This is a genomic window from Streptomyces sp. SD31 (assembly GCF_052068475.1).
In the GTDB taxonomy this organism is placed as follows: domain Bacteria; phylum Actinomycetota; class Actinomycetes; order Streptomycetales; family Streptomycetaceae; genus Streptomyces.
The window spans coordinates 289,053-314,762 of sequence record NZ_JBQHCX010000010.1 but is presented as its reverse complement, the minus strand read 5'-3'; the positions used below and the strand labels follow the sequence as shown (position 1 = coordinate 314,762).

Sequence of the window (25,710 nt, the reverse complement as noted above, 5' to 3'; positions counted from 1 at the left end):
GAAGAGGGCAGCACCGCATGAAGAAGTTCGCACGCACGGCCCTGGCCACCGTCGTCGCGCTCGTTGTGGGCCTTGCCCTGGCGTCCTGCACCGACTCCAGCCAGGACAAGGAGAACAAGGCCAAGCAGGAGAACTACGACCACCTCGTGGCCCAGCAGCCGGCGGGCCGCATGGAGTACTCGCCGACCCGCGAAGCGATCAACCAGTGGATCAAGACGTGGGGGCAGCGGGGCAAACTCTCGTACGTCTACATCCAGAACGCCAACGGCGAGTACGGGTACTTCATCATGAAGGGCCTGCCGGTGCCGCGCTGCAAGATGCTCACTCCGACGGAGAGGGCGGAGTCTTCCTCCCATGGCGTCGCGGTCCTCGCACAGCCCGGCATGGACGGCACGTACACGTCGGGTTCCACCTGCCATGCCTACTACGGTTTCGACGCCACGACGGGCGCGTACATGGAGTTCACCGTCGGCACGAACCAGTCGTTCTTCCTGTTCGACAAACCCATGACGATGCCGGAGTACGCCAGCGCCAAGCAGTTGGGGCCGACCTCGGTCGAGGACGTCGAGAAGCGACCCTGAGCCGTCGGGACCGGTTGAAACGAGGTGTCTGCTCGTCCGCCGGGGAAACCCTCGGCCTTGGGGTGGGGCGACAAGTGGCCGCCTACGGGGAGTATTTCCTGGCCGCCGACACTGGCTCGCGGCTGCCATTCCGTGGTGCAGTCGACTCATGGCCTCACCGCCCCAGGACGAGCAGGACGCCCCGGCGCCTCCGCAGGCACGCGAACGCCCCTCTTGGCTGATCGACCTCGGGGTCGCCCTGCTGCTCCTGATCGCGGACGCGGTCATCGTCGTCGTCGCCGGGATGGTGCTCGTCATGGTCGGCATGGGCAGCGCACAGGCGCCGCACTCCTCCGCACCCGTGCACTCCCGTGACGTCCCCGTCCTGACGTGGCTCGCCATCTGGGGCGTCCCGGCCGTGGCGGCGACCAGCGCCGTCGTGCACGCCCGCCTGAGGATGCCGGTCACCACCGTCGTGCAGACCTTGTTCACACTCGCCTGCACGATCCTGGCCGTGATAGGGACGCGAGTGCTGCTGTCGTGACCCACCCCTTGGTCACCATCAATTACGTCGGCGAGGGCGTGGTCAGAACCAGTGCAGGCAGTGCGGGGGGCAGTCGGTGCGGAAAAGGGCGTCAGCGAGGGGGGCCGCGTCCGGGCGGTGGGCCCGGATGTGTCCGGCACGCACGAGGGTGCTCGGGGCGGTGCCGCCGAGGTAGACCGACCCCAGGTCGCGCACGTCCAGGGACAGGTCGGGCTCCTGGTCCGTCGGGACGCAGTCGGCCTTGCTGTCCCTGACGGTCAGCAGGTAGCGGCCGTGCTCGCCGAGGAACGGGTCCTCGACGTCTAGGACGAGCTCGCCGTCCGCGAACCAGCCGCGCGCGGTCAGTGCACGCGGGACGTCCAGCAGCCGCACCCAGAGCCAGTCCATGTCGCCGCTCACCTCGCCGGCGCGGAAGTCCGCGAGCTGCCAGCGCAGGGGGTGTTGGGGCGGGACGTGGTGGAACACGACCTGAGAGACCAGGTCGTGGCCGAGCACGAACCGGGCCAGGGCCGTGAAGACGGCGTCGTCGCCGGCGATGGTCTCGTCGACGGTCAAGGTCCCGGACTCGCCGATCGAGTAGCTGGCGTATCCGTCCGGGACGCCGTCGGGGTCCCGGTGGACGGCGACGTAACGCGGCGCCGGAGAGATCGGGGGCTGGCCCGCGCGCAAGGCCCACCAGCGGTGCGGCCGGGACAGCGCGCCGGGCTGGGCGCGGCGATACCGGTCGTAGACCTCCTCCAGGATCTCGCCGCATTCGGCACGACGCAGCACCTCGACCGAGCCGTTGTCCGGGCCGGAGCCGTTGCCCGGGCCGGTCGCTGGTGCGTCGGCCGTTCCGCGCGCCCGGGGGAGGGCGAGGGCGGCCCGGTGGCGCTGCACCGTCAGGCGCTGCGTGTAGGTCGCCGGTCCGTAGCCGAACCTGCCGTAGATCGGGGCCTCAGAGGCCAGCAGCACGGAAAGGAAGTCCCCGCGCGCCCGCAACTCGGTGAGCTGATGCCGCATCATCGCGCTGAGCACGCCCTGGCGTCGGTGCGAGGGCAGGACGCCGACGGCGGTCACCCCGGGGGCCGGGACGAGGGTTTCACCGGGCAGGGTGAGCTCGAAGGAGTGCGTGGCGGCGGTGCCGACGGGCCGCCCGTCCGCCGTCAGGGCGAGGAGGCAGCGGTCCATTTCGAGCGCCGACCACCAGAGCCCGCCACCGTCGACCGGGGTTTCCGGGAAGCGGCCGAACGCGGCATGGACTGTGTCGACGAAGACGTCGAGATCCTCGTCGGTCGTGGGACGTATCTCCATTGCTGCCGCTGCCTCCTCGGGATACCGGCACCACGACTTGTGGTGCCTGGCCACAATGCGGCGTTGCCCCGTGGCCCGGTCAAACGAATTACGGCTCGGCCCGCGGCGTTGAGCGGCCGGCACGTCGGAGTGTCGGGCGTTGGTGTCGGCCTTGGTGTCGGCCAGGGTGAACCGGTGTGCCCTCTCCAGGCCTTCGCTTTCCGTGGAGGCGGTCACGGCTGTTGATCAGGGGCCGGTGTGGCGGGAAGGCAGGCTCTGGGTGATGTGCCACAGGCGGCGGGGCAGTTCGCCCTCCTCGAAGGCGTGTACCTCGTCGAGGGTCCAGCCTGTGGCGAGGGCGTCGACGAGGGCGCGGTCGAAGAAGTGCACCGCGAAGCCGCCGTGCTCGAAGATGTCGTCGCCGTGGGCGATGCCGGTGGCGTAGTGGGCGTCGCCGGTGTGCCGGACGGTGTAGACGAAGCGGCCACCGGGGCGCAGGACGCGGCGGACCTCGCCGACCACGGCGTGGATCTCCTGGGTGGACAACGCCATGCACAGCAGCATGTGTGCGAAGACCGCGTCGACGGAGGCGTCGGGCAACGGCAGCGGGTCGCGTACGTCGTGGACCGTGGTGGTCACTCGCTCGGCGACTCCCCTTGAGCGAGCGGCTTCGCGCAGCTGCCGCAGTGCGGTGGCACTGAAGTCGAGGGCCTGGACGGTGAAGCCGCTCTGCGCGAAGTACAGGGCATCCCGCCCGTGTCCGGCCCCCAGTTCCAGGACGTCGGTGGCGTCGGCCGCGCGGAAGACGCCCCTGGCGTGCCGGGCCGCAGCGGACGGCTCCTCGCCGTACATGCCGGGGTGCGCGGTATACGTCTCCTGCCAGTGCGTGCGCTGCACTTCGCCCAGCTCGTGGTCGTACCGGCCCTGGTGATCACGCATGGTCACTTCCCGCGGGTGCCGTCTCCACGGTTCGGGAGACGCGGGCCAGCCTAGGTCTTGGTACGGGGCCGGCCCAGGGAGACCCGGCGTCACCTCACTGTCTCGCCCAGCAGTGCGCGGACCGACTCCCACGCCGTCCCCGCGACCGTCCGCAGCGCCTCGGTCGTCGCGCCGTCCCGGGCCCGGTGCGACATGCCCTGAACGATCACCCCGGCGAACTCGGCGACCGCGCGTGCGTCGGTGCCGGACGGGAGGGTGCCCGCCTCGATGTCGGCATTGATGTGGGCCTCCAGGCGGTCGATGTTGGCGTTGCGGAGATCGCGGAGGTGGTCGGCGACCTGCTGGCCGGCGTCGGAGACGCGGGTGGCGGAGCCGATGATCAGGCAGCCGCCGGGACAGTCGGTGTGGGTGTAGGCGTCGGCCGCCTCGTACAGCAGACGCCGGACCAGGGCGGGGGAGCGGTCCTCCTCGTCGAAGGCACGCTGCATGAAGCTGCCCCAGCTGTTGTTGTAGTGCTCGACGGCGGCGAGGAAAAGGCCCTCCTTGCTGCCGAAGGCGGCGTAGAGGCTGGGAGCGTTGATCCCCATCTCCCGGGTGAGGGTGGCTACCGAGGTGCCGTCGTATCCGTGCCGCCAGAAGGCGAACATGGCCTTCTCCAGGATGTATTCGAGATCGAACTTACGGCCCTGGCCGCGTACTCCTGCCATCCGGGTGCTCCCACGTCGTCGTCGGTGAGCGTGCTCTGTCGGGGGCGCGGGCCGCGGTGCGGCTTCACGCCGGTGTGATCCAGTATTCATGTAGCGATCAATAAACGAATGATAATCTCGCCGGACCGGTGAGGGGGACCGGTACGCCGTACAGGCGTGGTTCCTCGCCGCATCTCCATGCGCTCCGCGGCGCGGCGACAGAGCGGTCGCCAGTCGCGACGCATCATGCCTGCACACCGTGAGGACTCCACATGCACGACAGTGCGTCATACACCGACGGCTTAACCCGTCGTCACTCGACCTCCCCGTCCTGGACCGTGGAGGCCGTCAAACAGGTCCGGTACCACGTCGTCGAGGCGTCCGGCCTGTTCGAGCCCGACAGCACCCTGCTGCTCTCGGGCTGCGCGGACGCCCCGCTGCGACCCGGCGACCGGCGTCTCGTCGTCATCGACTCGACCGTTCAGCAGCTCCACGGGGAGCGCATCACCCGCTACTTCGACCACCACGGCATCGCGGTCACCCTCCTTCCCTTACGCGCGGACGAGAGCGTCAAGCGGTGGAGCCTGGTGACGGACGTGGTCGACGCGATGAACCAGTTCGGTATCGACCGCAGGCGCGAACCGGTGATCGCGATCGGCGGCGGCGTCCTCCTCGATGTCGTCGGACTCGCCGCCAGCCTGTACCGGCGCGGCACCCCCTACATACGCATACCCACCACGCTGGTGGGCCTGGTCGACGCCGGGGTCGGCGTGAAGACCGGGGTCAACTACGGGCAGGGCAAGAACCGGCTCGGCACCTACGCGCCGGCCGTGGCGACCTTCGTGGACCGCTCCTTCCTGAGCACCCTCGACGCGCGTCACCTCTCCAACGGGCTGGCGGAGATCCTCAAGATGGCGCTGATCAAGTCGGCGGAACTCTTCGGTCTTCTCGAGGACTTCGGGCCGCTGCTGATCGAGGACCGCTTCCAGGGCAGCACTCCCGCCCTGGAGAGGGCGGCCCGCCGGGTCGTCTCCGAAGCCATCCATCTGATGCTCGAAGAACTTCAGCCCAATCTCTGGGAACAGTGCCTGGAGCGGTGCGTCGACTACGGGCACACCTTCAGCCCCACCATCGAGATGGAGGCGCTGCCGGAGCTGCTGCACGGTGAGGCGGTCGCCGTCGACATGGCGCTCACCACCGTGATGGGGCGGATGCGCGGTGATGTCACCGAGCACCAGGCCCAGCGCGTACTGGCACTGATGGACCGGCTGCGCCTGCCGCTGTGGACCGACGTCCTGGCCCGCCCCGGAATCCTGGACGGCGCACTCGCCGACACGGTGCGCCACCGCAACGGACAGCAGCGGCTGCCGCTGCCGGTCGGCATCGGACACCACCGCTTCGTCAACGACGTCACCCCCGAGGAACTGGACACCGCGCTCAAGGAACTCGACACCGCACGACGACGGACCGGGCAGGGAGTGGGACCGGCCGGCGGACTCGTAGGGGCCGGTGAGGCAGCGTGAAGTGGGACAGCCTCTACATCGAGGGCTTCGGCTCCTATCTGCCCGAAGAGCTTGAGTTCGCCGCCGAGATGGTGGCCAACGGACGGTACAGCCAGGTCGAACACCGCAAGACCGGACAGGTGTCGGCCGTCGTGGCCCGGCCCGAACGCGGCGAGACCGCCCCCGAGATGGCCGTCGCCGCCGGCCGCGCCGCGCTCACGGACGCCGGCACCGACCCCGCCGACATCGATGTCCTCGTCCACGCGGTGGTGCTGCACAACGGCCTCGAGGGCTGGAACTGCGGCGCCTATCTGCAGAGCGAACTCGGCATAGAGGAGTGCATACCGATCGAGATACGCACCGCCTGCGCGGGCGCCGTCGTCGGTATGGAACTCGTCGGCCGCTGGTGCGCGGGCTCCGGCAAGGGCATGGTCACCGCCTCCGACGCCTGGCAGCTGCCGCTCTTCGACCGCTGGGCCTCCGACAGCGGACTGGTCTACGGCGACGGCGCGGGCGCCCTGGTCCTCGGCCACGGCGGCGGCCCCTTCCGGGTGCTGTCCACCTCCGTGGTCAGCGACCCGCTGCTGGAGCGGATGCACCGCGGAAACGACTCGATGGCGATGCCGTACTACGGCGCCGGCGCCCCCATCGACCTGCGCCGGCGCGTCGCCGCGTTCGCCGAGGCCCGCAGCACCGAGGAGTTCTGGACCCGGAACACCGCCGCACTGTCGCGCTGCGCCGAGACCGCACTCGCCGACGCCGACACCGCGCACGCCGACATCGCCCACTGGCTGGTGCCGAACTTCGGCCGGGTCCTGCTGCGCAAGCAGTGCTTCGGCCCGCTGAAGATCGACGCCGGCCAGACGCTCGCCGAACGCGGCTGGGAGATCGGGCACACCGGCGCCGCCGACCCGGTCGTAGGCCTCGACCTGCTGCGCCGCTCCGGCGCCCTCACCTCGGGCGACCGGCTGCTGCTCACCGGCATAGGCGTCGGATTCACCTGGGGCTGCGCGGTCGTGGAGTACACCGGCGCGCCCGCACCCAGCACCGAGACGAACGAGACGTACGAGATGAACGAGACGAAGGGGGGCGTCCGTTGACCGCCACCACCAGGACCGAGACCGCGAAGCCCGTATCAGGGGCCGGCGCCAACGCCGCCGTGTTCTGGATGCTGCTCGCCGTCTTCGGCGTCGGCACCGTCGAATACCTCGTGGCCGGCGTCCTGCCGGACATCGCGGGCGACGTCAAGGTGTCCGACGCCACCGCCGGCCTTCTGGTGACCGTCTACGCGGTCACCGTGATGATCGGCGGACCGCTGCTCACCATCGTCACCACCCGGGTGCCGCGCACCGCCCTGATCATCGGCTCCATGGCGGTCTTCGTCATCGGCACCCTCGGCACGGCACTGGCCGACAGCTTCGCGCTCCTGGTCGTCTTCCGGATCGTCACCGCACTGCCGCACGCCACCTTCTTCGCCCTCTGCCTGGTCCTCGCCACCTCGCTGGTGCCGCCGGAGTTCCAGGGCCGGGTGATCGCCCGGGTCTCGCTCGGCCTGAACCTGGCCACCGTGCTCGGCGTGCCGCTCGGCACCCTGATCGGCGGCGAGTTCGGCTGGCGTACCTCCTTCGTGGTGGTCGCGGTCTTCCAGACCCTGGTCACCATCGGGCTCGTGGCCGTCACCCGGCGCGCCCCCGCCCGCCCGGCCGGGTCGATCTCCGCCGAACTCACCGTCTTCACCCGCCCCTCGGTGTGGGCGGCCCTCACCCTGACCGCGCTCAGCCAGGCCGCCCTGTTCGTCGTCTTCACCTACATCGCGCCCTACCTCCGCGACCACACCGGCTTCTCGGCCGGCCACGTCACCCTGCTCCTGTTCGTCTTCGGCATCGGCTCGGTGGTCGGGAACCAGCTCGGCGGACACTTCGCCGACCGCTCCATCGACCGCACCCTGCTCGTCGCGCTCGGCGCGCTCACCGTCGCACTCGGCCTGCTCGCGCTCTTCGGTTCGAGCACCTGGTTCACCGCACCCTGGCTCTTCGTCCTCGGCGCCGCGGGCTTCTCGATCATCCCGCCGCTGGCCTCCAAGCTGATCACCGCGGCGAGCGAGGCCCCCAACCTCGCGGCCACGGTCAACATCGCGGGCTTCCAGCTCGCCAACGCCGCCGGCGCCTGGATCGGCTCCGCCACCCTCTCCCTCGGCGCATCGCTGGGCTCGCTGCCCGCGGTCGGCGCCGGCCTCGCCCTGGCAGCCGTCCTCGCCCTCGCCGTGGGCACCCGCCGTACTCGTAACCGGACGGTAGGTGAGGGCAGTTGATGCGGGCCGCCGTCATAGACAAACCGCACACCGCGACCCTGGTGGAGACCGCCCGCCCGGTCGCCGGGCCCGGCGAGGTCCTGGTCAGGATCGCCTACGTCGGGCTCTGCGGCAGCGACCTGGAGCTCCTCCACGGCACCTCTCCCTACCTCGCCGACGGGCGGGCCGCCTTCCCGCACCGGTTCGGCCACGAATGGGCCGGCACGGTCGAGGAGTACGGCCCCGGCGTCACCGGGCTGCGCCACGGCGAGGTGGTCACCGGCTCCACCATGATCCCCTGCCAGTCCTGCCACTCCTGCGCCTCCGGCCGGCGCAACCTCTGCACCGAGCTGCGCGAGGTCGGCCTGTACGGCTGGACCGGCGCCGCCGCCGAGTACCTGGTGATGCCCCGTCACGCCCTGGTCCCCTTCGGCCCCGGTACGGAGCACCCGCGCCCCGAACACGTCCTGGTCGAACCCCTGGTCACCGTTCTGGAGGCGGTCCACGCGGCCGACCCCCGGCCCGGTGACCAGATCCTGGTCGTCGGCGCGGGCACCATGGGCAGCCTCGCCGCCGCCGTCCTCGCCCGCTACCCGGTGATCGTCGACATCGTCGAACCCGGCAGCGTCGGCCACCTCCCGCCCGGCAGCCACCGCAACCGGGTCACCAGCACCGCCGACGCCCCCACCGGCTACGACCTCGTCCTGGAGTGCTCCGGCGCCCCCGGCACCCTCAGCGCTGCGCTGGACCGTCTGCGGCCCGGCGGCCTGTGCCTCCTCGTCGGCGTCCCCGCGGGGACCGAGAGCGTCGACCCCGGCCGGATCACTCTCGACGGCCTTCGCGTCGTCGGAGTCCGGCACGGTGTCGACCACTACGCCCGCGCCGTCGCACTCGTCGACGAACTCGCCGCCGGCCTCGTCGACCAGGTGATACCGCTCGCCGAGGTCGCCCACGCCTTCGACGTGCTCCAGCACGGCCGGACCCGGCCCAAGGTGGTGCTGAGCCTTGCCTGACCCGCACACCACACTGATCACCGGCGCCAGCAGCGGCATCGGCCGGGCCGCCGCCCGGGCGCTCGCCCGCCCCGGCCACCGGCTGCTGCTCGGCTACGCCACCGGCGAGGACCGGATCCGCCAGGTCGCCGGGGAACTGCAGCGCACCACCGGCGCCGAGTGCGTCCCGGTCCGGGCCGATCTGCGCGACCCGGAGGCCGCCGTGGACAGCTGCATGGCCGCCGTCGAGCGGGCCGGCCGTATCGACTGCCTGGTCAACAACGCCGGCATCAATGACCGCACCGCCGCCGACGCCCTTGAACTGAAGCGGGCCGACGAGGTGTTCGCGGTCAACGCCCTCGCCCCCATGACGCTCGCCTCCGCGGTGGGCCACCACATGATCCGGGGCGGCGTCCGGGGCAGCATCGTCAATGTCACCTCCGTCCACGAGACCGTGCCCATCACCGGCGGCGCGCTCTACTGCGCCAGCAAGGCCGCCCTGGGCATGGTCACCAAGGTGCTCGCCCTGGAGTTCGGCCGGTTCGGCATCAGGGTCAACTCGGTCGCGCCCGGTGAGACCGCCACCGCCATGAACGGTGTCCACGACGAGGGCACCTACCGGGAGATCTCCCGCCCCGACATTCCGCTCGGCCGCCCGGCCGGAGTCGAGGAGATCGCCTCGCTCATCGCCTGTCTCGCCGGGCCCGGCTCCGGCTATGTCACCGGCGCCTCGGTCCTCGCCGACGGCGGACTCGCCCTGACCGCGGCGGAGGCCAACGCCCGTCACGGCTTCACCACCGTTCCTTCGAGGGAGAACCCACCGGCATGAAAGCCGTCACCTTCCACCACACCGGCGACCCGGACGTCCTGACCCTCGCCGATGTGCCCGAACTGCCCGTCGGACCGCAGGACATCCGCGTCGCCGTCACCGCGGCCGCCGTGAACCCGGTCGACCTCAAGACCCGCTCCGGCTTCCTCACCATGGACCTGACCTACCCGGCCGTCCCCGGCTGGGACGTCTCCGGCGTCGTCACCGAGACCGGCGGCGAGGTCACCCGGTTCACCGTGGGCGAGCAGGTCATCGGCATGATCGCCCAGCCGGTCCACCGCTACGGCACCTACGCCGAACAGGTCGTCGCCGACGCACGCCTCTTCGCCCGTGCCCCGGCCGGAGTGCCGCTGGAGGAGGCCGCCGCGCTTCCGCTCGCCGGACTCACCGCCGTCCAGACCCTGGCCAAGCTCACGCTGCCGCCCGGCGCACCGGTACTCGTCACCGGCGCCGCCGGCGCGGTCGGCCGGATCGCCGTCCAACTGCTGCTCGCCGACGGACACCCGGTCGACGCCCTGGCCCGGACCGGCGACACCGAACCCCTGCGGGCCCTCGGCGTCGGCACCGTCCACACCCGGCCCGAGGATCTCCCCGCCGCCACCCACGCGGCTGTCGTCGACACCGCGGGCGTGGCCGCCGCGATCCGTACGGTCGCCGACGGCGGCCAGTTCGTCGCCATCGACGACAACCCCCAGCCGGCGCCGGAGCGCGGCATCACCCCGCGCAAGAGCTACGTCAACGAGAACGGCGACCAGCTTCAGACGCTGAGCGACCTGACCGCGGCCGGCCGCCTCACGGCCCCGGCCGGCCGCCGCTACCCGTTTGCCGACGCCGCCCACGCGCACCAGGACTTCGGCGCGGGCGGCCTGCGCGGAAAGGTCCTCCTCCTGCCGTGACCCACCCGCACCCGCACCCGCCGCCCACCGCGCGCCCGGTCCCGACCCCGGCTATGGCGCCGGCCACCGGCCGGTACGCCCACTCGGCTGCCGGCCTGGCGGTCGGGCTCACCGTCCGGTACGCGCACTTGGCTGCCGGCCTGGCGGTTCGGGTCACGGGCCGGTGCGCGGTTTTGGCCGACCGCCGGTACCGGGTCTCGACCCCGGGCCGGCACTCGCGCCCGGCCTCCGGCCTGTACCCGTCCCAAGTCGCAGGCTGCTGCCCGTACTTGGCTGTCCGCCGGTACCCGGCCCGGGTCACGGGCCGGTGCGCGGTCTCGGTCACCGGCCGGTACTCGTGCCTGTCCGCCGGCCTGCACCCGTCCCAAGTCGCAGGCCGGTGCTCGCACTTGGCTGTCCGCCGGTACCCGGCCCGGATCACCGGCCGGTCCCCGCACTCGGCCCCCGGCCGGTACCCGGCCCCGATCGCGGGCCCGTACCCGACCCCCGCCCCCGACCGGTCCCCGCACCCAGCCCCCGGCCCGTCCCCAACCCCGGTCGCCAGCCCCCACACCACCCAGGTCGTCGATCCGGCCCCGCACTCCGAATGGACCCGCGCATGAATACGACCCCGGACACCTTCGCCGCCCCGGACACCTCAACGACCCCCGCCCCGGGCACCCGCCCGCCGGCCCACCGGATCACGGTGGCGGTGCCCGACGTCGCGGAGGCCACCGCCTTTCTCGCGGAACTGGCCGGGCCCTCGGCCGTGGACAGGGACGGCGGGGCCGGCGTCGTGTCGTTCTCGCCCGGCATCGAGGTGCGGCTCGTTGCCACCGCGCCCGTCGGCGCCTCCGACACCCCGCCCCGCCTGGTCGACATCGGCACCAACCACCTCTGCCTCCGCGTCGGCGACATCGAGGCGGCCGTCGCCCACCTGGAGAACCTCCCCGGCGTCGACGTCCTCGGCGACATCGTCACCATCCCCGAGGGCCCGATCCGCGGAAACCGGTGGATCTACTTCCGCTCACCCTGGGGCACCCTCTTCGAACTCCAGCAGTGGCCCGACACCCCCGGGTACGCCGACAGCACCGACGAACGGCTCCACCACGCCCAGCGGCCGGCCGCGGACGCACCCCTGCCGACCCTCCTCGGTCTGGACCACACCGGCTACAGCGTCCAGAGCCTCGACGCCACGGTCGACCACCTGGTCACCCACCACCGGGCACGGGTCGTCCTGCGTACCGAGATCGCCGCCGACCGAGCCTTCATGCGACGCCAGTTCGACCTCGACGTCGAGGGCGTCTCGGCGATGGCCATGGTCGTCGTCGACGACGTCCTCAACCTCGAACTCTTCGAACACGGTGTCCCCGGCCAGGCCCCGCCGCGCCCCCTCGACCGCCTCGGCGGCAACCTGCTCGAACTCCACGCCGCACCGACCCCGGTCGCCACCGCCCACCACGCCCCCTTCGGGCTCACCCTCCCCGGGCCGGTGACCCCGTGAAATTCGGCATCAACCTGCCCAACTTCGGCCCTCAGATGACACCCGAGGGCATGCTCACCTGGACCCGCGAGGCCGAACAGCTGGGCTTCGACACCGTCCTGGTCTCCGACCACCTCGCCCTCACCGACGACGCCCACCGGCGCTCGCCCGCCCCGTTCCACGAGAGCCTCGCCACCCTCTCCTGGCTGGCCGGGCAGACCGAGACCGTACGTCTCGGCGCGGGCGTCCTCATCGCCGCCCACCGCCACCCGATCGCACTCGCCCGGGCCACCGCCACCATCGACCGGCTCAGCGGCGGCCGCCTCGTCGTGGGGGTCGGCGTCGGCTGGGCCCCACGCGCCTTCGACGTCCTGGGCGTGGACTTCCGCCGACGTGGCGCCCTCACCGACCACACCCTGGGCGTCCTGGTCGCGGCATGGACCTCCGACACCGTCACCCACCGCGGTCACCGCGTGCACACCGCACCGCGACCCGTACAGGACCCGCATCCGCCGCTGTGGATCGGCGGCAACGGGCCGCGCGCCCTGGAACGCGTCAACCGCATCGGTACCGCCTGGCACCCGCTCCACCCCAGCCGACAGCTGTGCGCCCGAGCTGCCGGGGTCCTCGCGGAGGGCAAGCAGTTCGCCCCGAGGATCTTCTTCCTCCCCACCACCACCCCCGCCGACCCGGACTCCCGGCCCCTCGGCTACGGCACACCCGACCAGATCCGCGCCGACATCGCCTTCCTGCGAGACGCCGGCGCCGACCACGTGATCCTCGACACCGACCCCGGCGACCAGCGTCTGCGCAGGCACTGGAAGGAAGACCTCGAACTGATCCGGCTCGCCGCACACACCCTGGAGATCGGATGACCTCCCTGCGCGCCGTGACGGCCCGCGCTCTGCTCTTCGACATGGACGGCACCCTGGTCGACTCCGCGGCCTCCATCGACCGCGTCTGGCGGGAGTTCGCCGCCCGTCACCGTCTCGACCCCGTCACCGTGCTCGCCGCGCTGCCCGGCCGCACCGCGCACGACATCGTCGCCGGGCTCCTGCCCGCGGCCGGTTTCTCCACGGTCACCGCCGAAGTCGCCTGGATCCGGGCACGCGAGGAGGCCACCGCCGACACCGTCACCGAGATCCCGGGCGCCGGTCGGCTGCTCGCCTCCCTGCCCGCGGACGCGTGGGCCGTCGTCACCTCCGCCTCCCGCACCATGACCGAACGCCGCCTCACCGCCGCCGGACTGCCCCTGCCCGCCGTCGCCGTCTGCGCCGACGACGTCCGGGCCGGCAAACCCGACCCCGAGGGCTTTTGTGCCGCTGCCCGTCTCCTCGACGTGGACATCGTCGACTGCCTCCTCTTCGAGGACTCCGCCCCCGGCCTGCTCGCGGCCCGTCGCTCCGGCGGCACCCCCGTCGCCGTCGCCGCCCCCGCCGCCGAACCGGCCCCGTACCGCGTCGACGACCTGACCGCCGTCACCGCCCACGTCCAGGACGGCCGTATCCGCCTGGAGATCCGGCAACCCCGGGCACACCGCGAACCGGCAGAGGGGATACGGCTGTGAGCACGCGGGCCGGCCTGCCTGCCATGACAGAGGACCGCGACGATCAGGTACGTACCCAGGTCGCCGTCGACCTCGGAGGGACCTGGCTGCGGATCCGGACCGGTGCCGGGACCGGGACCGGGGAGACCGTACGGCTTCCCGCGCCCAGCATCCTCAACCGGCCCGGCGAGGATCCGGCCGCGCTCCTGGAGCAGCTCGTCGAGATCCTGGCCGACGCGGTGCCGGCGGGCGCGCGGGTGGCGATGTCCTGCGGTGCCGCCATGGACGAGGAGCACGGCGTGCTGCACGGCTCGGGCCCGCTGTGGGGCGGTGGCCCGGACCGGCCCGTGCCGCTCCGGGACCTGCTCAACGCCCGCCGCCCGGACGTGAGTTGGCACCTGTTCAACGACGTCACCGCCGGGCTCGCGAGCTTCGTCGAGCGGTTCGCCCGCCCCGGCCACCGCCGCGTCGTGTACGTCACGGTGAGCAGCGGCATCGCCCTGCGCACCGCCGACCTCACCGACCGCTCCGTCCCGGTCGACGCCCACGGCCTGCAGGGCGAGGTCGGCCACCTCCCGGCCGTCTCCACCGCGCCCGCCGCCGTCCGCGCACTGCGCTGCCCCTGCGGCGGCATTGGCCACGTCGCCGCCCTGGCCGCCGGACCCGCCCTGCCGTATGTCGCGGCCGCGCTCGGCGTCGAACGCCCCGAGGGCATCCGCGACACCCTCCCCGCCCGGCTGCGGGCCGGGGACCCCGCCGCCCGCCGCCTGCTCAGCACCGTCGTGGAACCCGTCGCCGAGATCGTGCGCACCTTGCGCTGCCTCGATCCCCGTATCGACCTCATCGGCATCGGCGGCGGCTACGCGGAAGGCCTCGGCGACCCCTACCGCGCCGAACTGGTCCGCCAGGTGAGCGAGGTGCGCAGCTATGCCGACCGCGACACCGGCCCCGACCGGGCCGGACACCGTCTGCGGCTCTGCCGCCCCGGCGAGGTGGACCCGATGGCGGGCGCCGTCGCGCTCTCCCGCGGCGCACTGACCGTCACCAAGCACTGAGACCAGCCCCTTCAACCGTCGTCACCACCCGGGAAGGACCCCATGCCGGCCACGGTTACCCACCGCGCGATCGTCCGCCACGGCACCACCTGCCGTATCGAAGAGGTCCCCACCCCGGACCCCGGCGAGGGCGAACTCCTGCTCGCCCCCGAGCATGTGAGCCTGTGCGGCACCGACATCCAGATCCTGCGCGGCGACCGCGACGACCCCTCACCCGTCGTGGGGCACGAGGGCGCCGCCCGGGTCGTCGCCGCCGGGCCAGGGACCGACGGCTTCGCGCCCGGCGACCGGGTGGTCGTCAACCCCACCCACCCCGGCGACCCGTCCTTCCTCCTCGGCCACAATGTGCCGGGCCTCTTCCAGCAACGCGTCCTCATCGGCGCGTCGGCCGTCCGGGGCGGCCTGGTCTCCCACCTCCCCGAAGACCTCCCCGCCGCCCGCGCCACCCTCGTCGAGCCGTACGCCGTCGTCCGTTACGCCCTCTCCTGCCTGGCCACCGCGGCGCCCGACACCCTGGTCGTCCACGGCGACGGCCTGACCGGCAATCTCGCCGCCCTGCTCGCGCCCCGCTTCCTCTTCCCCACGGTCCGGGTAGTCGTGGTCCACCGCACAGAGGCCGGCCTCAAATGGACCCAGGCCCACTTCCCCCACACGGTGAGCGTCCTCGCCACCGAGCCCCTCGACCGGCATGTCACCGGCACCGTTGCGCTCCTCGTCACCACCCATCGCGGCGGAACCGTCCCCGCCGTCGAAGCCGCCGTCACCGCCCTCGGTGAGCGCCTGGTCGCCGTCCACCCCCTCGGCGGTGTCCCGCCCCGCGCCACCACCCCCCTGCTGCCCGGCGTCGACCTCGACGGCGTCCGCCGCGCGGGCACCGGCGGCCCCTGGCCCCCGGCCACCACCACCTTCACCCGCCCGGGCCTGAGCCTCACCCTCAGTGGCAACCGCGGCGTCACCAACCCCCAACTCCTCGCCGCCGCCGAGGCCCTGCGCACCGACAGCACCGCTGACCCGCTCCTCACCCACGTCACGGCCCTGGAACCCGGCGTCCGCCACCTCAACCGGATCATCGGCGACCGCACCCGCACCGTCGACGGCGAACTCGTCATCCGTCTGGTCATCGACCTGGGCAACGCCCCCGTACGCCGTGGGCTGGGCGGATGAAAACGATCTGCTCCATCAGAGGCGCCGCGAGCGGCCGTTGAGCGCTGCCCGGAACCGCTCCTCGATCATCTTCGCGTCGGCGCTCTGTGGGGACCTCGCCCTGACGGTGACCGTGGGGCTCCAGGGCGTGGCCGCCGCAGCCGACACACCCGCCCCGGCCCGTCCGCTGCGGCCTCTCCCTGCCCGTACTCGGCGGCTGAAGTAGGTCCTGTGCCGCCCCGCCCCTGAGTACTCGTACTCATGCCTGAGTGCGCCCTCCGGTCCACCGTGGAGAAACACGATCCGGACCGACCCGAGGGAACACCGATGCCGAATACGTCCCGTCCGAGCAGCCTCCCGCGGCTGCGCCGGCTCCTCGCGCTCGCCACGGACAACTGGCTCGCCCGGGGCTATCTGGCTGTCGTCGCCGTCTGTGTCCTGGTCATGGTCCTCTTCCCGGACAGCGGCTTCGCCGAGAGCCCGATGATGCTCACCGCGCCCCTCTCCTTCGCGCCCGTGATCCTGCCCTTCGGTCCCGGTACCGAGGGCGGTGGGGCGGTCGAGGGGCTCGCCGTCGGCTTGTGGGCCGTATGGCTGCTCGTGTGCGCTGTCGTGAACGCCGCCGTGCTCGGTGCCCTCGTCACGAGGTCCGCGGCCGCCGCGACGGACGGGGCCGGTGCCGCGCGGCCCCGCACGGGCAGGGTCCGGGATCTGCTGGCGCCCGCGGTGGACAACTGGCTCGCGCGTGCGTACCTCGCGGTGGTCGCGGCGTCGCTGGTGTTCTTCCTGTGGGCCGCGTACCTGTCGCCGGACCCGGGGTTCGCCGGTATCTGGCCGCTCATGGCCGCGGCGCCGTTCAGCATCCTCGCTCTGGTGGTGACGGCGCCCCTGGAGTGGGCCTCCTCGCTCGCCTGGCTGAGCCCGTTGCTGTTCTGCGCCGGTGCGGCCTTGGCCGGGCTGTTCAACGCCGTGCTGCTGGGCCGGTTCGCCCACCGGCTGCGGGGGAGGCAAGCGCGCCCGGCCGTCTGACGGGCGGGAAGCGCGTCACTCGCAGACGATCTCGTCACGCGGCGTGTAGTGGGTGCGGAACGGCTCCCGCTTCACTTCCCGGCCGTCGGCGTAGAAGACCCGCTCCACCTTGACGTCGAAGCCCTCGAGCGGGGTCTGCGGCACGCACTTCTCGTCGGTGCTCACCTTCTTCTCCGGCTCCTTGACGTTCTCGCGGGGCCCCGTGACCGACTTGATCTCGTCGTACTTGCGGGTGCCGAGGAAGGTGATGGTCACCGAGGTGTCGGTGGCCTCGGCCTTGATGTAGATGGCGTTGCCGGAGTCGTTCCTGAACCGCAGGTCCAGGCTGCCCCAGGCGACCGTCGCCTCGCGGCCCTCGGGGTAGCGCTCGATGTAGAAGGAGTGGGCGCCGTACTCCACCGGCTTGACCCCGGCGAAGAACATCGCGTTGAACATGGTCGTGGCCACGGCCGAGACGCCGCCGCCGGGCGCCTTGGCGAACTCGTCGTTGAGGATCATGATGCCCTCGGTGAAGCCGTTGGCCTCGGTGCGCTCACCGACCCGCTTGTTGAAGCTCCAGGTCTGGTTCGGCAGGACGACGGAGCCGTTGATCAGTTCCGCGGCCCGGCCGATGTTCTTCGTGCGGTACGGCGCCGGTTCGAAGTTGACGGTGAAGGAGGACATCTTCTCCGTCAGGCCGAGCCGCGCGGCGTTCTCGGAGGTCACCTGCGGCTGGGTCACGCGCGCGGCCACCTCGCCGGTGCGGGCGGTGATGCCCGACTTGGTGAGCAGCGGCAGTACCGCCTGGCCCAGGGCCTTGTCGGTGACCTGGACGCCGGGCCTGGCGTCGTCGGCCGCCACGACCTCGTCGTCGTCGAGGTCCAGCGTGGCGTTGCGGGGCTCGGCGGGCAGGTCGGACAGGGGCTCGGCCACCGCGGGGGCGGCGCGCAGGCTCTTGGCGTCCAGCTTCGGGGTCAGCTTGCCGGCGCTGTCCGGCCGCATCGTGAGGTACTCGCCGAGGACGTCCGGGTCGATCGTGAACCGCTCTCCCGCCGCGGCGAGTCTGACTGGCGCCGACATGGCCGGCTGCGCGAACTCGCGCACCGCCCGCCGCACCTCCGCCGCCGTGACCTTCGGTTTCGTCTCGCGGGCGGGCAGGGCCGTGACGGAGTCGGCCTTGCCGCTGAGGAAGGCGGTGCGCAGGGGGTCGACGGCGGCATCCGTGTCCAGGGCGTAGCCGTTGTGCGGGGCGACCTGGCGGACCTCGCCGTCGGCGAACGTGACGGCGCCGTCACGGACCTTCTGGTCCAGTGACTTCGCCAGCTCTCCGAGGCCGGCGTCGGCCTTGTCCTCGTCGACGCGTACGACCGGCTCGACGGCGCCGCCCGAGCGGAAGAGGCCGCCGATCACGGTGATCGGGTCGGCGGCGTGGGTGCGCGCCGCGTGGTCGACCGTCTTGTCGTAGTCGAAGGTGATGCCGACCTGCCGCGGATCGACCGTGCCCTTGCGGTCACCGACGGTCACGGTCAGCTCGCGCGAGGCGGCCGGGCCCAGCCGGTCCTCCAGCTTCCGGATGGCCTCCGCACGACTCAGGCCCCCGATGTCGACACCGCGCACCGTCGTGCCGGCGTCTATGTCCCCGCCCGCGAGCAGCAGCCCGGCGATGTACAGGCCGCCGATACCGACGGTCAGCGCGCCCCCGGCCAGAGCGAGGGGCGGAAGGGAGGTGATACGGGGAGCTGACGGGTGTCGCGGGACGGAGGGTACGCGCAGGCGCATGGGTCTCCCGGGCGGATGGTCGGCTGGGACGGCGCGTCCGATGACGCGCCGCTGTGCGCGAGGCAAGCACATCCAGCTAGCCATAATCGGGCGAAAACGCCTATGTCGCAGACCACGTATGTTTCACGTCACGCGCCTGCCACAGCTCGGGCCACGCATCCCGCTCAAGCCCCCGCCTTGACCGCCAGCACCGGGCAGCCCACCCCCAGCAGGATCTGCTGCGCCGCCGAGCCCATGATCAGCTTGCCCACCGCGCTGCGCCGGCGCAGGCCGATCACCACCAGGGACGCGTCCGTCTTCTCCGCCAGGTCGATGATCTCCTCGGCGGCGTCACGGGCGCCGAGGACCTGCCGGAGGTCGAAGTCGACGCCCAGTGCCGCGAGGTCCTCGCGTACGTGGCTCAGGTCGGGCTCCTGGGCGAAGTGGGGATCGACATAGGCGTCACCCCGGGTGGTGTTCACCACCAGCAGCTTCTCGCCGCGCCGACGGGCCTCGTCGATCCCCGCGCGCAGGGCCGCCTCGCCCTCGGGGGAGGGGACGTAGCCGACCAGAATGGTCATCGCGATCTCCAGATCTCTCGGGCTGCATCTCTCAGGGTGCGCTTCGCGCGCGCAGGGGACGTACGACGAACCGGCCGATCAGCGGCCACACCAGGACCAGCGCGATCGCCGCGTAGACCGTGTACGACACCGGGCCGCCCACCAGCCCCGACAGCTCGCCGCCGGAGAGCTGGAGGGAGCGCCGGCCCTGGAGCTCCGCGCGCGGGCCGAGGATCACGCCGACGATCAGCGGCAGCACCGGCAGCCCGAAGCGTCGCATGGCGAAGCCGAGGAGGCCCAGGGTGAGCAGGATGAACAGGTCCAGGGGCTGGGCGTTGACGGCGTAGGCGCCCATCGTGGCGAAGAACAGGATGCCCGCGTAGAGATAGGGGCGCGGGATCTGCAGCAGCTTCGCCCAGGCCGGGGCCAACGGGAGGTTCAGCAGCAGGAGCAGCAGGTTGCCGATGAACAGGCTGGCGATCAGGATCCAGACCAGGCTCGCCTCGCGCTCGAGCAGCAGGGGGCCGGGCTGGATGCCGTACGACTGGAAGGCCGCCAGCATGACCGCCGCCGTGGCGTTCGTCGGGAGGCCGAGCGCGAGCATCGGCACCAGTGTGCCCGCGGCGGACGCGTTGTTCGCGGCCTCCGGACCCGCCACACCCTCGATCGCGCCCTTGCCGAACTCCTCGGGGTGCTTGGTGAGCCGCTTCTCCGTGGCATACGACATGAAGGTCGGGATCTCCGCGCCACCGGCCGGCAGCGCGCCGAACGGGAAGCCGTACGCCGTCCCCCGCAGCCAGGGCTTCCAGGACCGCTGCCAGTCCTTCCTGCCCATCCACGGACGCCCGACCGGGATCACCTCGGCCGGCTTGCGCCGCAGATGCGCGGCCACCCACAGCGCCTCGCCGACGGCGAAGATGCCGACCGCGACCACGACGACGTCGATGCCGTCGGCCAGCTGCGGCATGCCCAGGGTGAGTCGCTGCTGGCCCGACACCGAGTCGATGCCGACCAGGCCGATCGTCAGGCCCAGCAGGAGCGAGATGAGGCCCCGGATGCGGGACGAGCCCAGCACCGACGTGACGGCTATGAACGCCAGCAGCATCAGCGCGAAGTAGTCCGGGGAGCCCAGGCTGACCGCGAAGTCGACCACGAACGGCATGAACAGAACCAGCAGCAGCGTGCCGATCGTGCCCGCCACGAAGGAGCCGATCGCCGCCGTCGCCAGGGCCTGCGCCGCCCGGCCCGCCTTCGCCATCTTGTTGCCCTCGATGGCGGTGACCACGGACGAGGACTCGCCGGGCGTGTTGAGGAGGATCGAGGTCGTCGAGCCGCCGTACATGCCGCCGTAGAAGATGCCGGCGAACATGATGAACGCCTGCACCGGCTCCATGCCGTAGGTGACCGGCAGCAGCAGGGCCACCGTCATCGCCGGGCCGATGCCCGGTAGGACGCCCACCGCGGTGCCGATGACGACGCCGATCAGGGCGAGCAGCAGGTTCAGCGGATCCATGACGTCCGCGAAGCCCTGCATCAGGTTGTTCAGGTTGTCCGTCACGGGCCAGGCCTCACAGGATTCCTTGCAGGACACCGGCGGGGAGGTTCACGCCGAGGCCGATCGCGAACGCGTAGAACGTCGTCAGGGAGAGCGTCACCGCGATCAGGAGGTTGCGGAAGTAGTGGCGGTTGCCGAGGGCGAACGCCGTGCCCCAGAAGAGCAGGGCGCCGCTGATCACCCAGCCGAGCCGCTCGATGAGCAGGGCGTTCGCCACGAACACCGCGATCAGCAGGGCCACCGTGCGCCAGTCGCTGCCGCTCGACAGGTCGACGTCCTCGCCCGCCTCCGGCTCACCGTGGCCGCCCCGGGCCACGTCGACGGCGTACAGCACGGCGAGCAGTACCAGGAGCGCGCCCAGGATCAGCGGGACCGCGCGCGGGCCGACCGGGTCGGTGCCGCTGGTGATGTGCGGGATGCCGAGGGCGTCCACGATCACCGCGGTGCCCAGCAGGGCGAGGAACACGCACACGCCGTACTGCGCGCGGTCCCCGCCCTCCCGGGGCGGACGGGAGTCCGCCCCGCTCTCTTGCGTCACTGGATTCACCGGATTCACAGGGTTCACCGGGGAACTCATGCCAGCCCGAGCTCGGCCAGCAGGTCGGCGACCGCCTTGTCCTGCTCGGTCAGATAGCTGCCGAACTCGTCACCGGTGGCGAAGGCGTCGACCCAGCCGTTCTTCTCCAGCTGCGCCTTCCACTCGTCCGAGTCGTGCATCGTCGTCAGCGCGTCGATCCAGGTCTTCTTCTGCTCGTCGGTGATGCCGGGAGGGGCCACGATGCCGCGCCAGTTGGTGAAGACCAGGTCGATGCCGGAGTCCTTGAGGGTGGGCGCGTCCTTCAGCGCCTCGACCGGCTTCTCGCTGCTGACCGCGAGGACGCGCACCTGGCCCGCCTCGACCTGGTCGAGGAACTCGCCGAAGCCGCTCGCCCCGAAGGCGATCTTGTTGCCGAGGATGGCCGGGAGCAGCTCGCCGCCCCCGTCGTACGAGACGTAGTTGACGTCCTTCGGCTTGATGCCGACGGCCTTCGCCAGCTGCATCGGCAGGAGGTGGTCGGGGCCGCCCGGCGAGGAGCCGCCGCCGACCGCGAACTTCTTGGGGTTCTTCTTCCACGCGGTGACGAGGTCGTCCATCGTCTTGTACGGGGAGTCCTTCGGCACGACGATCGCGCCGGCCTCCTCGATGAGCTTGGCGAGCGGCGTGGTGTCGGTCAGTGTCGCCTTGGACTTGGAGGTATACGAGGCTCCGACGACGCCCAGGCCCATCTGCATGGCCATCTTGCCGTTGCCCTTCTCGTTCACCAGGCGCTGCAGGCCCACGGTGCCGCTGGCGCCGGGCAGGTTGAAGACCTGGACGCCGGAGGCGACCTCGGTGTCCTGCATGACCTGGGTGACGGTGCGGGCGGTGAGGTCGTAGCCGCTGCCCGGGGTGTTGGGGACCATCAGGCGCAGGCCCGTCACGGGCTTGCCGTCGCCTCCGCTCCCGGAGGCCTCCTTGTCGGCGGTGGCGCCACAGGCGCTGACCGCGGCCATCGACACGGCGGCAAGAGCTCCGACAAGTGCGGCTCGTCGACTTCTCATGGCTCATCTCTTTCGCTCGGCCTGATCCGGCGCCATGATTGTGCGATTCCTGAGACACCCCGTCTCGGTTCTGTGACCATTGAAGGTTGAGTTCATAGTGGTCATAACGGCACGGCAAAAACGGAACCAGACGCTCGCCGGTGAGCTGCTCGTATGGCAGCTCGCCATTGTCGTGATCGTGCTGGCCGCCGTCGCGGCGGTCTCGCTCGCGCAGTCGAAGGCGACCTTCGACCGGGTCGAGGGACGCCGGGTGACCGCGCTCGCCGAGGAGATGGCGGGCAACCCCCTCGTGCGCACCCAGCTCGTCCGGCCCGCTCCCGCCGAGATGCTCGCGCCGCTGCTCCAGTCCACGCTGACCAGGTCCGGCGTCACCTCCGCGGCGGTCGCCGACGCCGGCGGCGAGATCGTCGCCTCGACCAACCCCACCCTGGTCGGCACGCGGATGCCGTCCGACGGTCCGCAGGTCGCCGAGGGCCGCGGCTGGTCCGGTGAGCTGCCGGTGGACGGCATCACCGAGCTGGTGGCGCAGGCGCCGGTGCTCCAGGCGGAGGACGACAAGGACCGCCGCCTCAAGGCCGGGGCCCACCTCGGCACCGTGATGATCGGGCGGGCCTCGCCGTCGGTCGGGCAGCGGCTGGTCGGCGCCTCGTCCTATCTGCTCGTCTACCTCGGCGTCGCCAGCGTCCTCGGGGTGGCCGGTTCCTGGCTGCTGGCCCGGCGGATCAAACGGCAGACCTTCGGCATGGAGCCACGCGAGATCGCCGGGCTCGCCGAACACCGCGAGGCGATGCTGTTCGGGATCGCCGAGGGCGTGGTGGCCCTCGACCCGCAACAGCGGCTCACGCTGGTGAACGCGGTCGGCCGACGGCTGCTCGACCTGCCCGAGAACTGCGTCGGGATGAGCCTGGCCGACCTGGGGATCGAGGGGCGGCTGTACGACGTCCTGGCCGGGACCGCGCCCGAGCCCGAGGACGAGCCCGGCGACCTCAGAGCTCTGACGCGGCGGGACGAGGTCGTCGTACGCCGGGGCCGGGTCCTGGTGATGAACCGGATGGACGTCACCAAGGACGGCCGCCGCCTCGGCTCGGTGACGACCCTGCGGGACCGCACCGAACTCGCCCAGCTGGAGCGAGAGTTGGGCTCCTTCCGCTCCACCACCGAGCTGCTGCGCGCCCAGGCCCACGAGTTCTCCAACCAGCTGCACACCATCTCCGGGCTCATCCAGATCGGCGAGCACGACGAGGTCGTACGGTACGTCCGTGCCCTGCGCAAACACCGTGAGTCGCTCGATCTGAACCTCACCAGCCGGGTCCGCGACCGGGCCGTCGCCGCGCTGCTCATGGCGAAGTCGGCGCTCGCCGCCGAGCGCAAGGTGCGGCTGAAGATCTCCGAGCGCACCGCCCTGGAACGCCTTGAGCCGACCGACTCCGCGGACGTGGCGACCGTGCTCGGCAACCTCGTGGACAACGCGGTCGACGCGGCCACGAGCGGTTCCGGGGCGGGGGACGGCGACCACGAGGCGTGGGTCGAGGTCGAACTGCGCCAGGACGCCTCCAGCGTGGAGATCGTCGTACGCGACTCGGGGCCGGGGGTGGCGCCCGAGCTCGCGCAGGAGGTGTTCTCGCACGGCTTCACCACCAAGGCCGCCCAGGGCGGCGACCGGGGGATCGGGCTGGCCCTCACCCGGCTGGTGTGCAAACGCAGGGGCGGTGAGGTGTCGGTGACCAACACGCGGGCGGGGGCCATGTTCACCGCCCGGATGTCCGTCGGCCATCCGGCCGACCGAGCGACGGAGGGAGTCCGATGATCGACGTCCTGATCGTGGAGGACGACTTCATGGTGGCGCGGATCCACCGCGGATTCGTCAATGACGTCGACGGGTTCCGGGTGATCGGCACGGCGAACTGCGGTGAGCAGGCGCTCACCGCCGTCGCCGAGCTGCAACCCGACCTGGTGCTGCTCGACCTCTACCTCCCCGACATGTTCGGCCTGGAGATCATCCCCCGGCTGCGGACCGCCGGGCACGACTGCGACGTCATGGTGATCAGCGCGGCCCGCGAGTCGGACGCGGTGCGGGGCGCCGTACGGCAGGGCGTCGTCGACTATCTGCTCAAGCCGTTCGACGCCGGGGATCTGAGGGTCAGGCTGGAGCAGTACGCGGCCCGGCGCAGCAACCTCCACGCGGCGGTCGTCAGCGGGCAGTCCGACGTGGACCGGGCGCTGGCGCGGGGCGCGGCGCCGGTCGCCACGGCGGCCACCCTGCCCAAGGGCATGAGCGTGGAGACCGCCGAGCTGATCGAACGTGAGCTGCGCGCGGCCGACGGCAGCCTCTCCGCCGCCGAGTGCGCGGCCCGGCTCGGGGTGTCACGGGTCAGCGCCCGCCGGTACCTGGAGCACTTCAGCGTCACCGGGCAGGCGGAGGTGTCACTGCGCTACGGGCACGCGGGGCGGCCGGAGCGGCGGTACAGCTGGCTGGGCGGTTAGGGCGTCCGGCTGGGCGGTCAGGGCGTCTCCCACGCCCGGCCGCCGCCTCCCTGGTCGGCCGGGCCGGCCAGCTCCACGATGTCGTCGGACGCGATGTCGTGCAGCCTGATGGCCAGGTCCTCCAGGGCGCGGCTGGCGGCGAGTTCGTCGCCGATCTCGGCGATGGGCCGGTCGATCGGATTGCGGTGGGCCACGCCGCGGCCGGTGACGGCCGACGTGCCCCCCTCGGGCGTGTCCTGGGACGCGTCCTGCGTGGTCAGCACGGCCTCGGCTCGGGTGTCGTCGCCGTCCTCGGTGATGTGGATCCGGACGGTCCAGTTCTTGTCTTCCATCGAGATCACTTCCGTACGGAGTCGGAAAGAACCCCCCACTGACGAGCGTGCGCCTGTTCCCCGGCCGGGTCCAGCGCGAGCGGCATCTGCCAACCGCTCCTGCCGCGGAGGCATGACAAGAGTCTCCGTGGGCACGATGTGCCACAAGGTTGCGGAGAGAAGGCTGGTCGCAACGCACCCGAGCCGTCGAACGAGGAGGGCGCCATGAAGCCCCAGGCCCACGTCCGTGTGCGTGTCACCCGCCGGCCCGCCGCTCCCCGCGACACCAGGGGCGAGATCGACCGACGCACCCCCTCGGGGCGGATCCTGCCGTACTGACACCGGGCCGGGACGCCCTCGCCCGCGCAGCGTGAGGGCATGCGGGTGCTGGTCGTCGAGGACGAGGAGCGGTTCGCGGCGGGGCTCAGGGACGGGCTGGAGGCCGACGGCTTGGCCGTCGACATCGCGCTCGACGGGGCGGACGGGTCGTGGCCGGCCCGCGAGAAGACGTACGACGCCATCGTCCTCGACGTCATGCTGCCGAAGCTCAATGGCTACCGCGTCTGCGGGGCCCTGCGCGCCGAGCGTGACTGGACGCCGACCCTCATGCTCACCGCCACTGCTGAACCGGCAGATGTCACGCGACCTCGACACGCTCGACGAGGCCGTCGACGCGCAGGACGAGGAGCAGACGCTCGGCGCCGCCCTGCGAGTGGCGCAGAACACCTCGGACCTGC

At 71.8% G+C, this 25,710-nt stretch carries 25 protein-coding genes and 1 pseudogene; 17 read left to right on the top strand and 9 right to left on the bottom strand.

Translation table 11 applies throughout. From position 1 onward, the window contains the following. The first annotated feature begins 17 nt into the window (after nucleotides 1-17). Both ACTMVF_RS23490 and ACTMVF_RS23485 read left to right on the top strand, forming a co-directional pair. Nucleotides 18-581 carry a hypothetical protein gene (locus ACTMVF_RS23490; RefSeq protein ID WP_441273061.1) on the top strand — a complete coding sequence of 188 codons (564 nt, stop codon included), beginning with the start codon at nucleotides 18-20 and terminating at the stop codon, nucleotides 579-581. 148 nt (nucleotides 582-729) lie between these two features. Continuing rightward, nucleotides 730-1,104 (top strand): hypothetical protein, encoded by a 375-nt coding sequence (locus ACTMVF_RS23485; protein WP_441273060.1) that lies wholly within the window; start codon nucleotides 730-732, stop codon nucleotides 1,102-1,104. 42 nt (nucleotides 1,105-1,146) lie between these two features. Here the strand turns inward: ACTMVF_RS23485 and ACTMVF_RS23480 are convergent, their stop codons facing one another. The 3 genes from ACTMVF_RS23480 to ACTMVF_RS23470 all read right to left on the bottom strand — a co-directional run bounded on the left by ACTMVF_RS23480 (nucleotide 1,147) and on the right by ACTMVF_RS23470 (nucleotide 4,022). Next, nucleotides 1,147-2,397 (bottom strand): GNAT family N-acetyltransferase, encoded by a 1,251-nt coding sequence (locus ACTMVF_RS23480; protein WP_441273059.1) that lies wholly within the window; start codon nucleotides 2,395-2,397, stop codon nucleotides 1,147-1,149. Nucleotides 2,398-2,622: 225 nt separating this feature from the next. Then, complete coding sequence (locus ACTMVF_RS23475; RefSeq protein ID WP_441273058.1) at nucleotides 2,623-3,315, bottom strand: class I SAM-dependent methyltransferase; 693 nt, start codon at nucleotides 3,313-3,315, stop codon at nucleotides 2,623-2,625. Nucleotides 3,316-3,404: 89 nt separating this feature from the next. Further along, nucleotides 3,405-4,022 carry a TetR/AcrR family transcriptional regulator gene (locus tag ACTMVF_RS23470; protein ID WP_441273057.1) on the bottom strand — a complete coding sequence of 206 codons (618 nt, stop codon included), beginning with the start codon at nucleotides 4,020-4,022 and terminating at the stop codon, nucleotides 3,405-3,407. Nucleotides 4,023-4,339: 317 nt separating this feature from the next. On the opposite strand from ACTMVF_RS23470, the gene ACTMVF_RS23465 reads away from it, so the two are divergent. The 12 genes from ACTMVF_RS23465 to ACTMVF_RS23410 all read left to right on the top strand — a co-directional run bounded on the left by ACTMVF_RS23465 (nucleotide 4,340) and on the right by ACTMVF_RS23410 (nucleotide 16,745). Next, nucleotides 4,340-5,524, top strand: a complete 1,185-nt coding sequence (locus ACTMVF_RS23465; protein WP_441273056.1) for a sedoheptulose 7-phosphate cyclase — start codon at nucleotides 4,340-4,342, stop codon at nucleotides 5,522-5,524. Beyond that, nucleotides 5,521-6,603 carry a 3-oxoacyl-ACP synthase III family protein gene (locus ACTMVF_RS23460; RefSeq protein ID WP_441273055.1) on the top strand — a complete coding sequence of 361 codons (1,083 nt, stop codon included), beginning with the start codon at nucleotides 5,521-5,523 and terminating at the stop codon, nucleotides 6,601-6,603. The genes ACTMVF_RS23465 and ACTMVF_RS23460 overlap by 4 nt, the downstream gene beginning before the upstream one ends. Beyond that, nucleotides 6,600-7,814, top strand: a complete 1,215-nt coding sequence (locus tag ACTMVF_RS23455; protein ID WP_441273054.1) for an MFS transporter — start codon at nucleotides 6,600-6,602, stop codon at nucleotides 7,812-7,814. Before ACTMVF_RS23460 ends, ACTMVF_RS23455 begins: the two co-directional genes overlap by 4 nt. Then, a complete protein-coding gene (locus ACTMVF_RS23450; protein ID WP_441273053.1) occupies nucleotides 7,814-8,806 on the top strand; it encodes a zinc-dependent alcohol dehydrogenase in 993 nt (330 codons plus the stop codon). Before ACTMVF_RS23455 ends, ACTMVF_RS23450 begins: the two co-directional genes overlap by 1 nt. Beyond that, nucleotides 8,799-9,614, top strand: coding sequence for an SDR family oxidoreductase (locus ACTMVF_RS23445; protein WP_441273052.1), 816 nt, complete (start codon nucleotides 8,799-8,801; stop codon nucleotides 9,612-9,614). The genes ACTMVF_RS23450 and ACTMVF_RS23445 overlap by 8 nt, the downstream gene beginning before the upstream one ends. Continuing rightward, nucleotides 9,611-10,510: an NADP-dependent oxidoreductase gene (locus tag ACTMVF_RS23440; protein WP_441273051.1), complete on the top strand. Its 900-nt coding sequence runs from the start codon at nucleotides 9,611-9,613 to the stop codon at nucleotides 10,508-10,510. The genes ACTMVF_RS23445 and ACTMVF_RS23440 overlap by 4 nt, the downstream gene beginning before the upstream one ends. Before the next feature lie 598 nt (nucleotides 10,511-11,108). Next, a complete protein-coding gene (locus ACTMVF_RS23435) occupies nucleotides 11,109-11,993 on the top strand; it encodes a VOC family protein (protein ID WP_441273050.1) in 885 nt (294 codons plus the stop codon). Then, entirely contained in the window at nucleotides 11,990-12,847 is an 858-nt protein-coding gene (locus ACTMVF_RS23430) for a TIGR03619 family F420-dependent LLM class oxidoreductase (protein ID WP_441273049.1), read from the top strand. Before ACTMVF_RS23435 ends, ACTMVF_RS23430 begins: the two co-directional genes overlap by 4 nt. Further along, the gene (locus tag ACTMVF_RS23425) at nucleotides 12,844-13,539 is read left to right on the top strand and encodes an HAD-IA family hydrolase (protein ID WP_441273048.1); all 696 of its coding nucleotides are present in this window, start codon (nucleotides 12,844-12,846) and stop codon (nucleotides 13,537-13,539) included. The genes ACTMVF_RS23430 and ACTMVF_RS23425 overlap by 4 nt, the downstream gene beginning before the upstream one ends. A 23-nt stretch (nucleotides 13,540-13,562) precedes the next feature. Beyond that, nucleotides 13,563-14,573: an ROK family protein gene (locus ACTMVF_RS23420; protein WP_441273047.1), complete on the top strand. Its 1,011-nt coding sequence runs from the start codon at nucleotides 13,563-13,565 to the stop codon at nucleotides 14,571-14,573. Nucleotides 14,574-14,615: 42 nt separating this feature from the next. Next, nucleotides 14,616-15,737: an alcohol dehydrogenase catalytic domain-containing protein gene (locus ACTMVF_RS23415; RefSeq protein WP_441273046.1), complete on the top strand. Its 1,122-nt coding sequence runs from the start codon at nucleotides 14,616-14,618 to the stop codon at nucleotides 15,735-15,737. 306 nt (nucleotides 15,738-16,043) lie between these two features. Continuing rightward, nucleotides 16,044-16,745, top strand: a complete 702-nt coding sequence (locus ACTMVF_RS23410; RefSeq protein ID WP_441273045.1) for an SCO4225 family membrane protein — start codon at nucleotides 16,044-16,046, stop codon at nucleotides 16,743-16,745. Between the two features lie 15 nt (nucleotides 16,746-16,760). Here ACTMVF_RS23410 and ACTMVF_RS23405 read toward each other — a convergent pair whose 3' ends face one another. From ACTMVF_RS23405 to ACTMVF_RS23385, 5 genes are all read right to left on the bottom strand, one after another. Next, nucleotides 16,761-18,503 (bottom strand): VanW family protein, encoded by a 1,743-nt coding sequence (locus tag ACTMVF_RS23405; protein ID WP_441273044.1) that lies wholly within the window; start codon nucleotides 18,501-18,503, stop codon nucleotides 16,761-16,763. Nucleotides 18,504-18,667: 164 nt separating this feature from the next. Then, nucleotides 18,668-19,063 (bottom strand): universal stress protein, encoded by a 396-nt coding sequence (locus tag ACTMVF_RS23400; RefSeq protein WP_441273043.1) that lies wholly within the window; start codon nucleotides 19,061-19,063, stop codon nucleotides 18,668-18,670. A gap of 31 nt (nucleotides 19,064-19,094) precedes the next feature. After that, entirely contained in the window at nucleotides 19,095-20,576 is a 1,482-nt protein-coding gene (locus ACTMVF_RS23395) for a tripartite tricarboxylate transporter permease (protein ID WP_441273101.1), read from the bottom strand. Between the two features lie 34 nt (nucleotides 20,577-20,610). Continuing rightward, on the bottom strand, nucleotides 20,611-21,135 hold the full coding sequence (locus ACTMVF_RS23390; protein ID WP_441273042.1) for a tripartite tricarboxylate transporter TctB family protein: 525 nt from the start codon (nucleotides 21,133-21,135) through the stop codon (nucleotides 20,611-20,613). A gap of 35 nt (nucleotides 21,136-21,170) precedes the next feature. After that, the gene (locus ACTMVF_RS23385) at nucleotides 21,171-22,130 is read right to left on the bottom strand and encodes a Bug family tripartite tricarboxylate transporter substrate binding protein (RefSeq protein WP_441273100.1); all 960 of its coding nucleotides are present in this window, start codon (nucleotides 22,128-22,130) and stop codon (nucleotides 21,171-21,173) included. A 145-nt stretch (nucleotides 22,131-22,275) separates the two neighbouring features. Between ACTMVF_RS23385 and ACTMVF_RS23380 the strand changes: the two genes are divergently transcribed. Both ACTMVF_RS23380 and ACTMVF_RS23375 read left to right on the top strand, forming a co-directional pair. Then, entirely contained in the window at nucleotides 22,276-23,985 is a 1,710-nt protein-coding gene (locus ACTMVF_RS23380; protein WP_441273041.1) for an ATP-binding protein, read from the top strand. After that, nucleotides 23,982-24,662 carry a response regulator gene (locus ACTMVF_RS23375; protein WP_441273040.1) on the top strand — a complete coding sequence of 227 codons (681 nt, stop codon included), beginning with the start codon at nucleotides 23,982-23,984 and terminating at the stop codon, nucleotides 24,660-24,662. The genes ACTMVF_RS23380 and ACTMVF_RS23375 overlap by 4 nt, the downstream gene beginning before the upstream one ends. Before the next feature lie 17 nt (nucleotides 24,663-24,679). Here ACTMVF_RS23375 and ACTMVF_RS23370 read toward each other — a convergent pair whose 3' ends face one another. After that, nucleotides 24,680-24,994: a dsRBD fold-containing protein gene (locus tag ACTMVF_RS23370; RefSeq protein ID WP_302000945.1), complete on the bottom strand. Its 315-nt coding sequence runs from the start codon at nucleotides 24,992-24,994 to the stop codon at nucleotides 24,680-24,682. Nucleotides 24,995-25,351: 357 nt separating this feature from the next. Here ACTMVF_RS23370 and ACTMVF_RS23365 point away from each other — a divergent pair. Further along, nucleotides 25,352-25,558: pseudogene (locus ACTMVF_RS23365) on the top strand (response regulator); the annotation flags it as partial. Nucleotides 25,559-25,710: the final 152 nt, after the last annotated feature.

Bases quoted from the DNA above. Each gene is read 5' to 3' on its own strand.
- ACTMVF_RS23490 (WP_441273061.1), top strand. From the start codon at position 18: ATGAAGAAGTTCGCACGCACGGCCCTGGCCACCGTCGTCGCGCTCGTT.
- ACTMVF_RS23485 (WP_441273060.1), top strand. From the start codon at position 730: ATGGCCTCACCGCCCCAGGACGAGCAGGACGCCCCGGCGCCTCCGCAG.
- ACTMVF_RS23480 (WP_441273059.1), bottom strand. From the start codon at position 2,397: ATGGAGATACGTCCCACGACCGACGAGGATCTCGACGTCTTCGTCGAC.
- ACTMVF_RS23475 (WP_441273058.1), bottom strand. From the start codon at position 3,315: ATGCGTGATCACCAGGGCCGGTACGACCACGAGCTGGGCGAAGTGCAG.
- ACTMVF_RS23470 (WP_441273057.1), bottom strand. From the start codon at position 4,022: ATGGCAGGAGTACGCGGCCAGGGCCGTAAGTTCGATCTCGAATACATC.
- ACTMVF_RS23450 (WP_441273053.1), top strand. From the start codon at position 7,814: ATGCGGGCCGCCGTCATAGACAAACCGCACACCGCGACCCTGGTGGAG.
- ACTMVF_RS23440 (WP_441273051.1), top strand. From the start codon at position 9,611: ATGAAAGCCGTCACCTTCCACCACACCGGCGACCCGGACGTCCTGACC.
- ACTMVF_RS23435 (WP_441273050.1), top strand. From the start codon at position 11,109: ATGAATACGACCCCGGACACCTTCGCCGCCCCGGACACCTCAACGACC.
- ACTMVF_RS23425 (WP_441273048.1), top strand. From the start codon at position 12,844: ATGACCTCCCTGCGCGCCGTGACGGCCCGCGCTCTGCTCTTCGACATG.
- ACTMVF_RS23420 (WP_441273047.1), top strand. From the start codon at position 13,563: ATGACAGAGGACCGCGACGATCAGGTACGTACCCAGGTCGCCGTCGAC.
- ACTMVF_RS23415 (WP_441273046.1), top strand. From the start codon at position 14,616: ATGCCGGCCACGGTTACCCACCGCGCGATCGTCCGCCACGGCACCACC.
- ACTMVF_RS23410 (WP_441273045.1), top strand. From the start codon at position 16,044: ATGCCGAATACGTCCCGTCCGAGCAGCCTCCCGCGGCTGCGCCGGCTC.
- ACTMVF_RS23405 (WP_441273044.1), bottom strand. From the start codon at position 18,503: ATGCGCCTGCGCGTACCCTCCGTCCCGCGACACCCGTCAGCTCCCCGT.
- ACTMVF_RS23400 (WP_441273043.1), bottom strand. From the start codon at position 19,063: ATGACCATTCTGGTCGGCTACGTCCCCTCCCCCGAGGGCGAGGCGGCC.
- ACTMVF_RS23395 (WP_441273101.1), bottom strand. From the start codon at position 20,576: ATGCAGGGCTTCGCGGACGTCATGGATCCGCTGAACCTGCTGCTCGCC.
- ACTMVF_RS23385 (WP_441273100.1), bottom strand. From the start codon at position 22,130: ATGGCCGCGGTCAGCGCCTGTGGCGCCACCGCCGACAAGGAGGCCTCC.
- ACTMVF_RS23375 (WP_441273040.1), top strand. From the start codon at position 23,982: ATGATCGACGTCCTGATCGTGGAGGACGACTTCATGGTGGCGCGGATC.
- ACTMVF_RS23370 (WP_302000945.1), bottom strand. From the start codon at position 24,994: ATGGAAGACAAGAACTGGACCGTCCGGATCCACATCACCGAGGACGGC.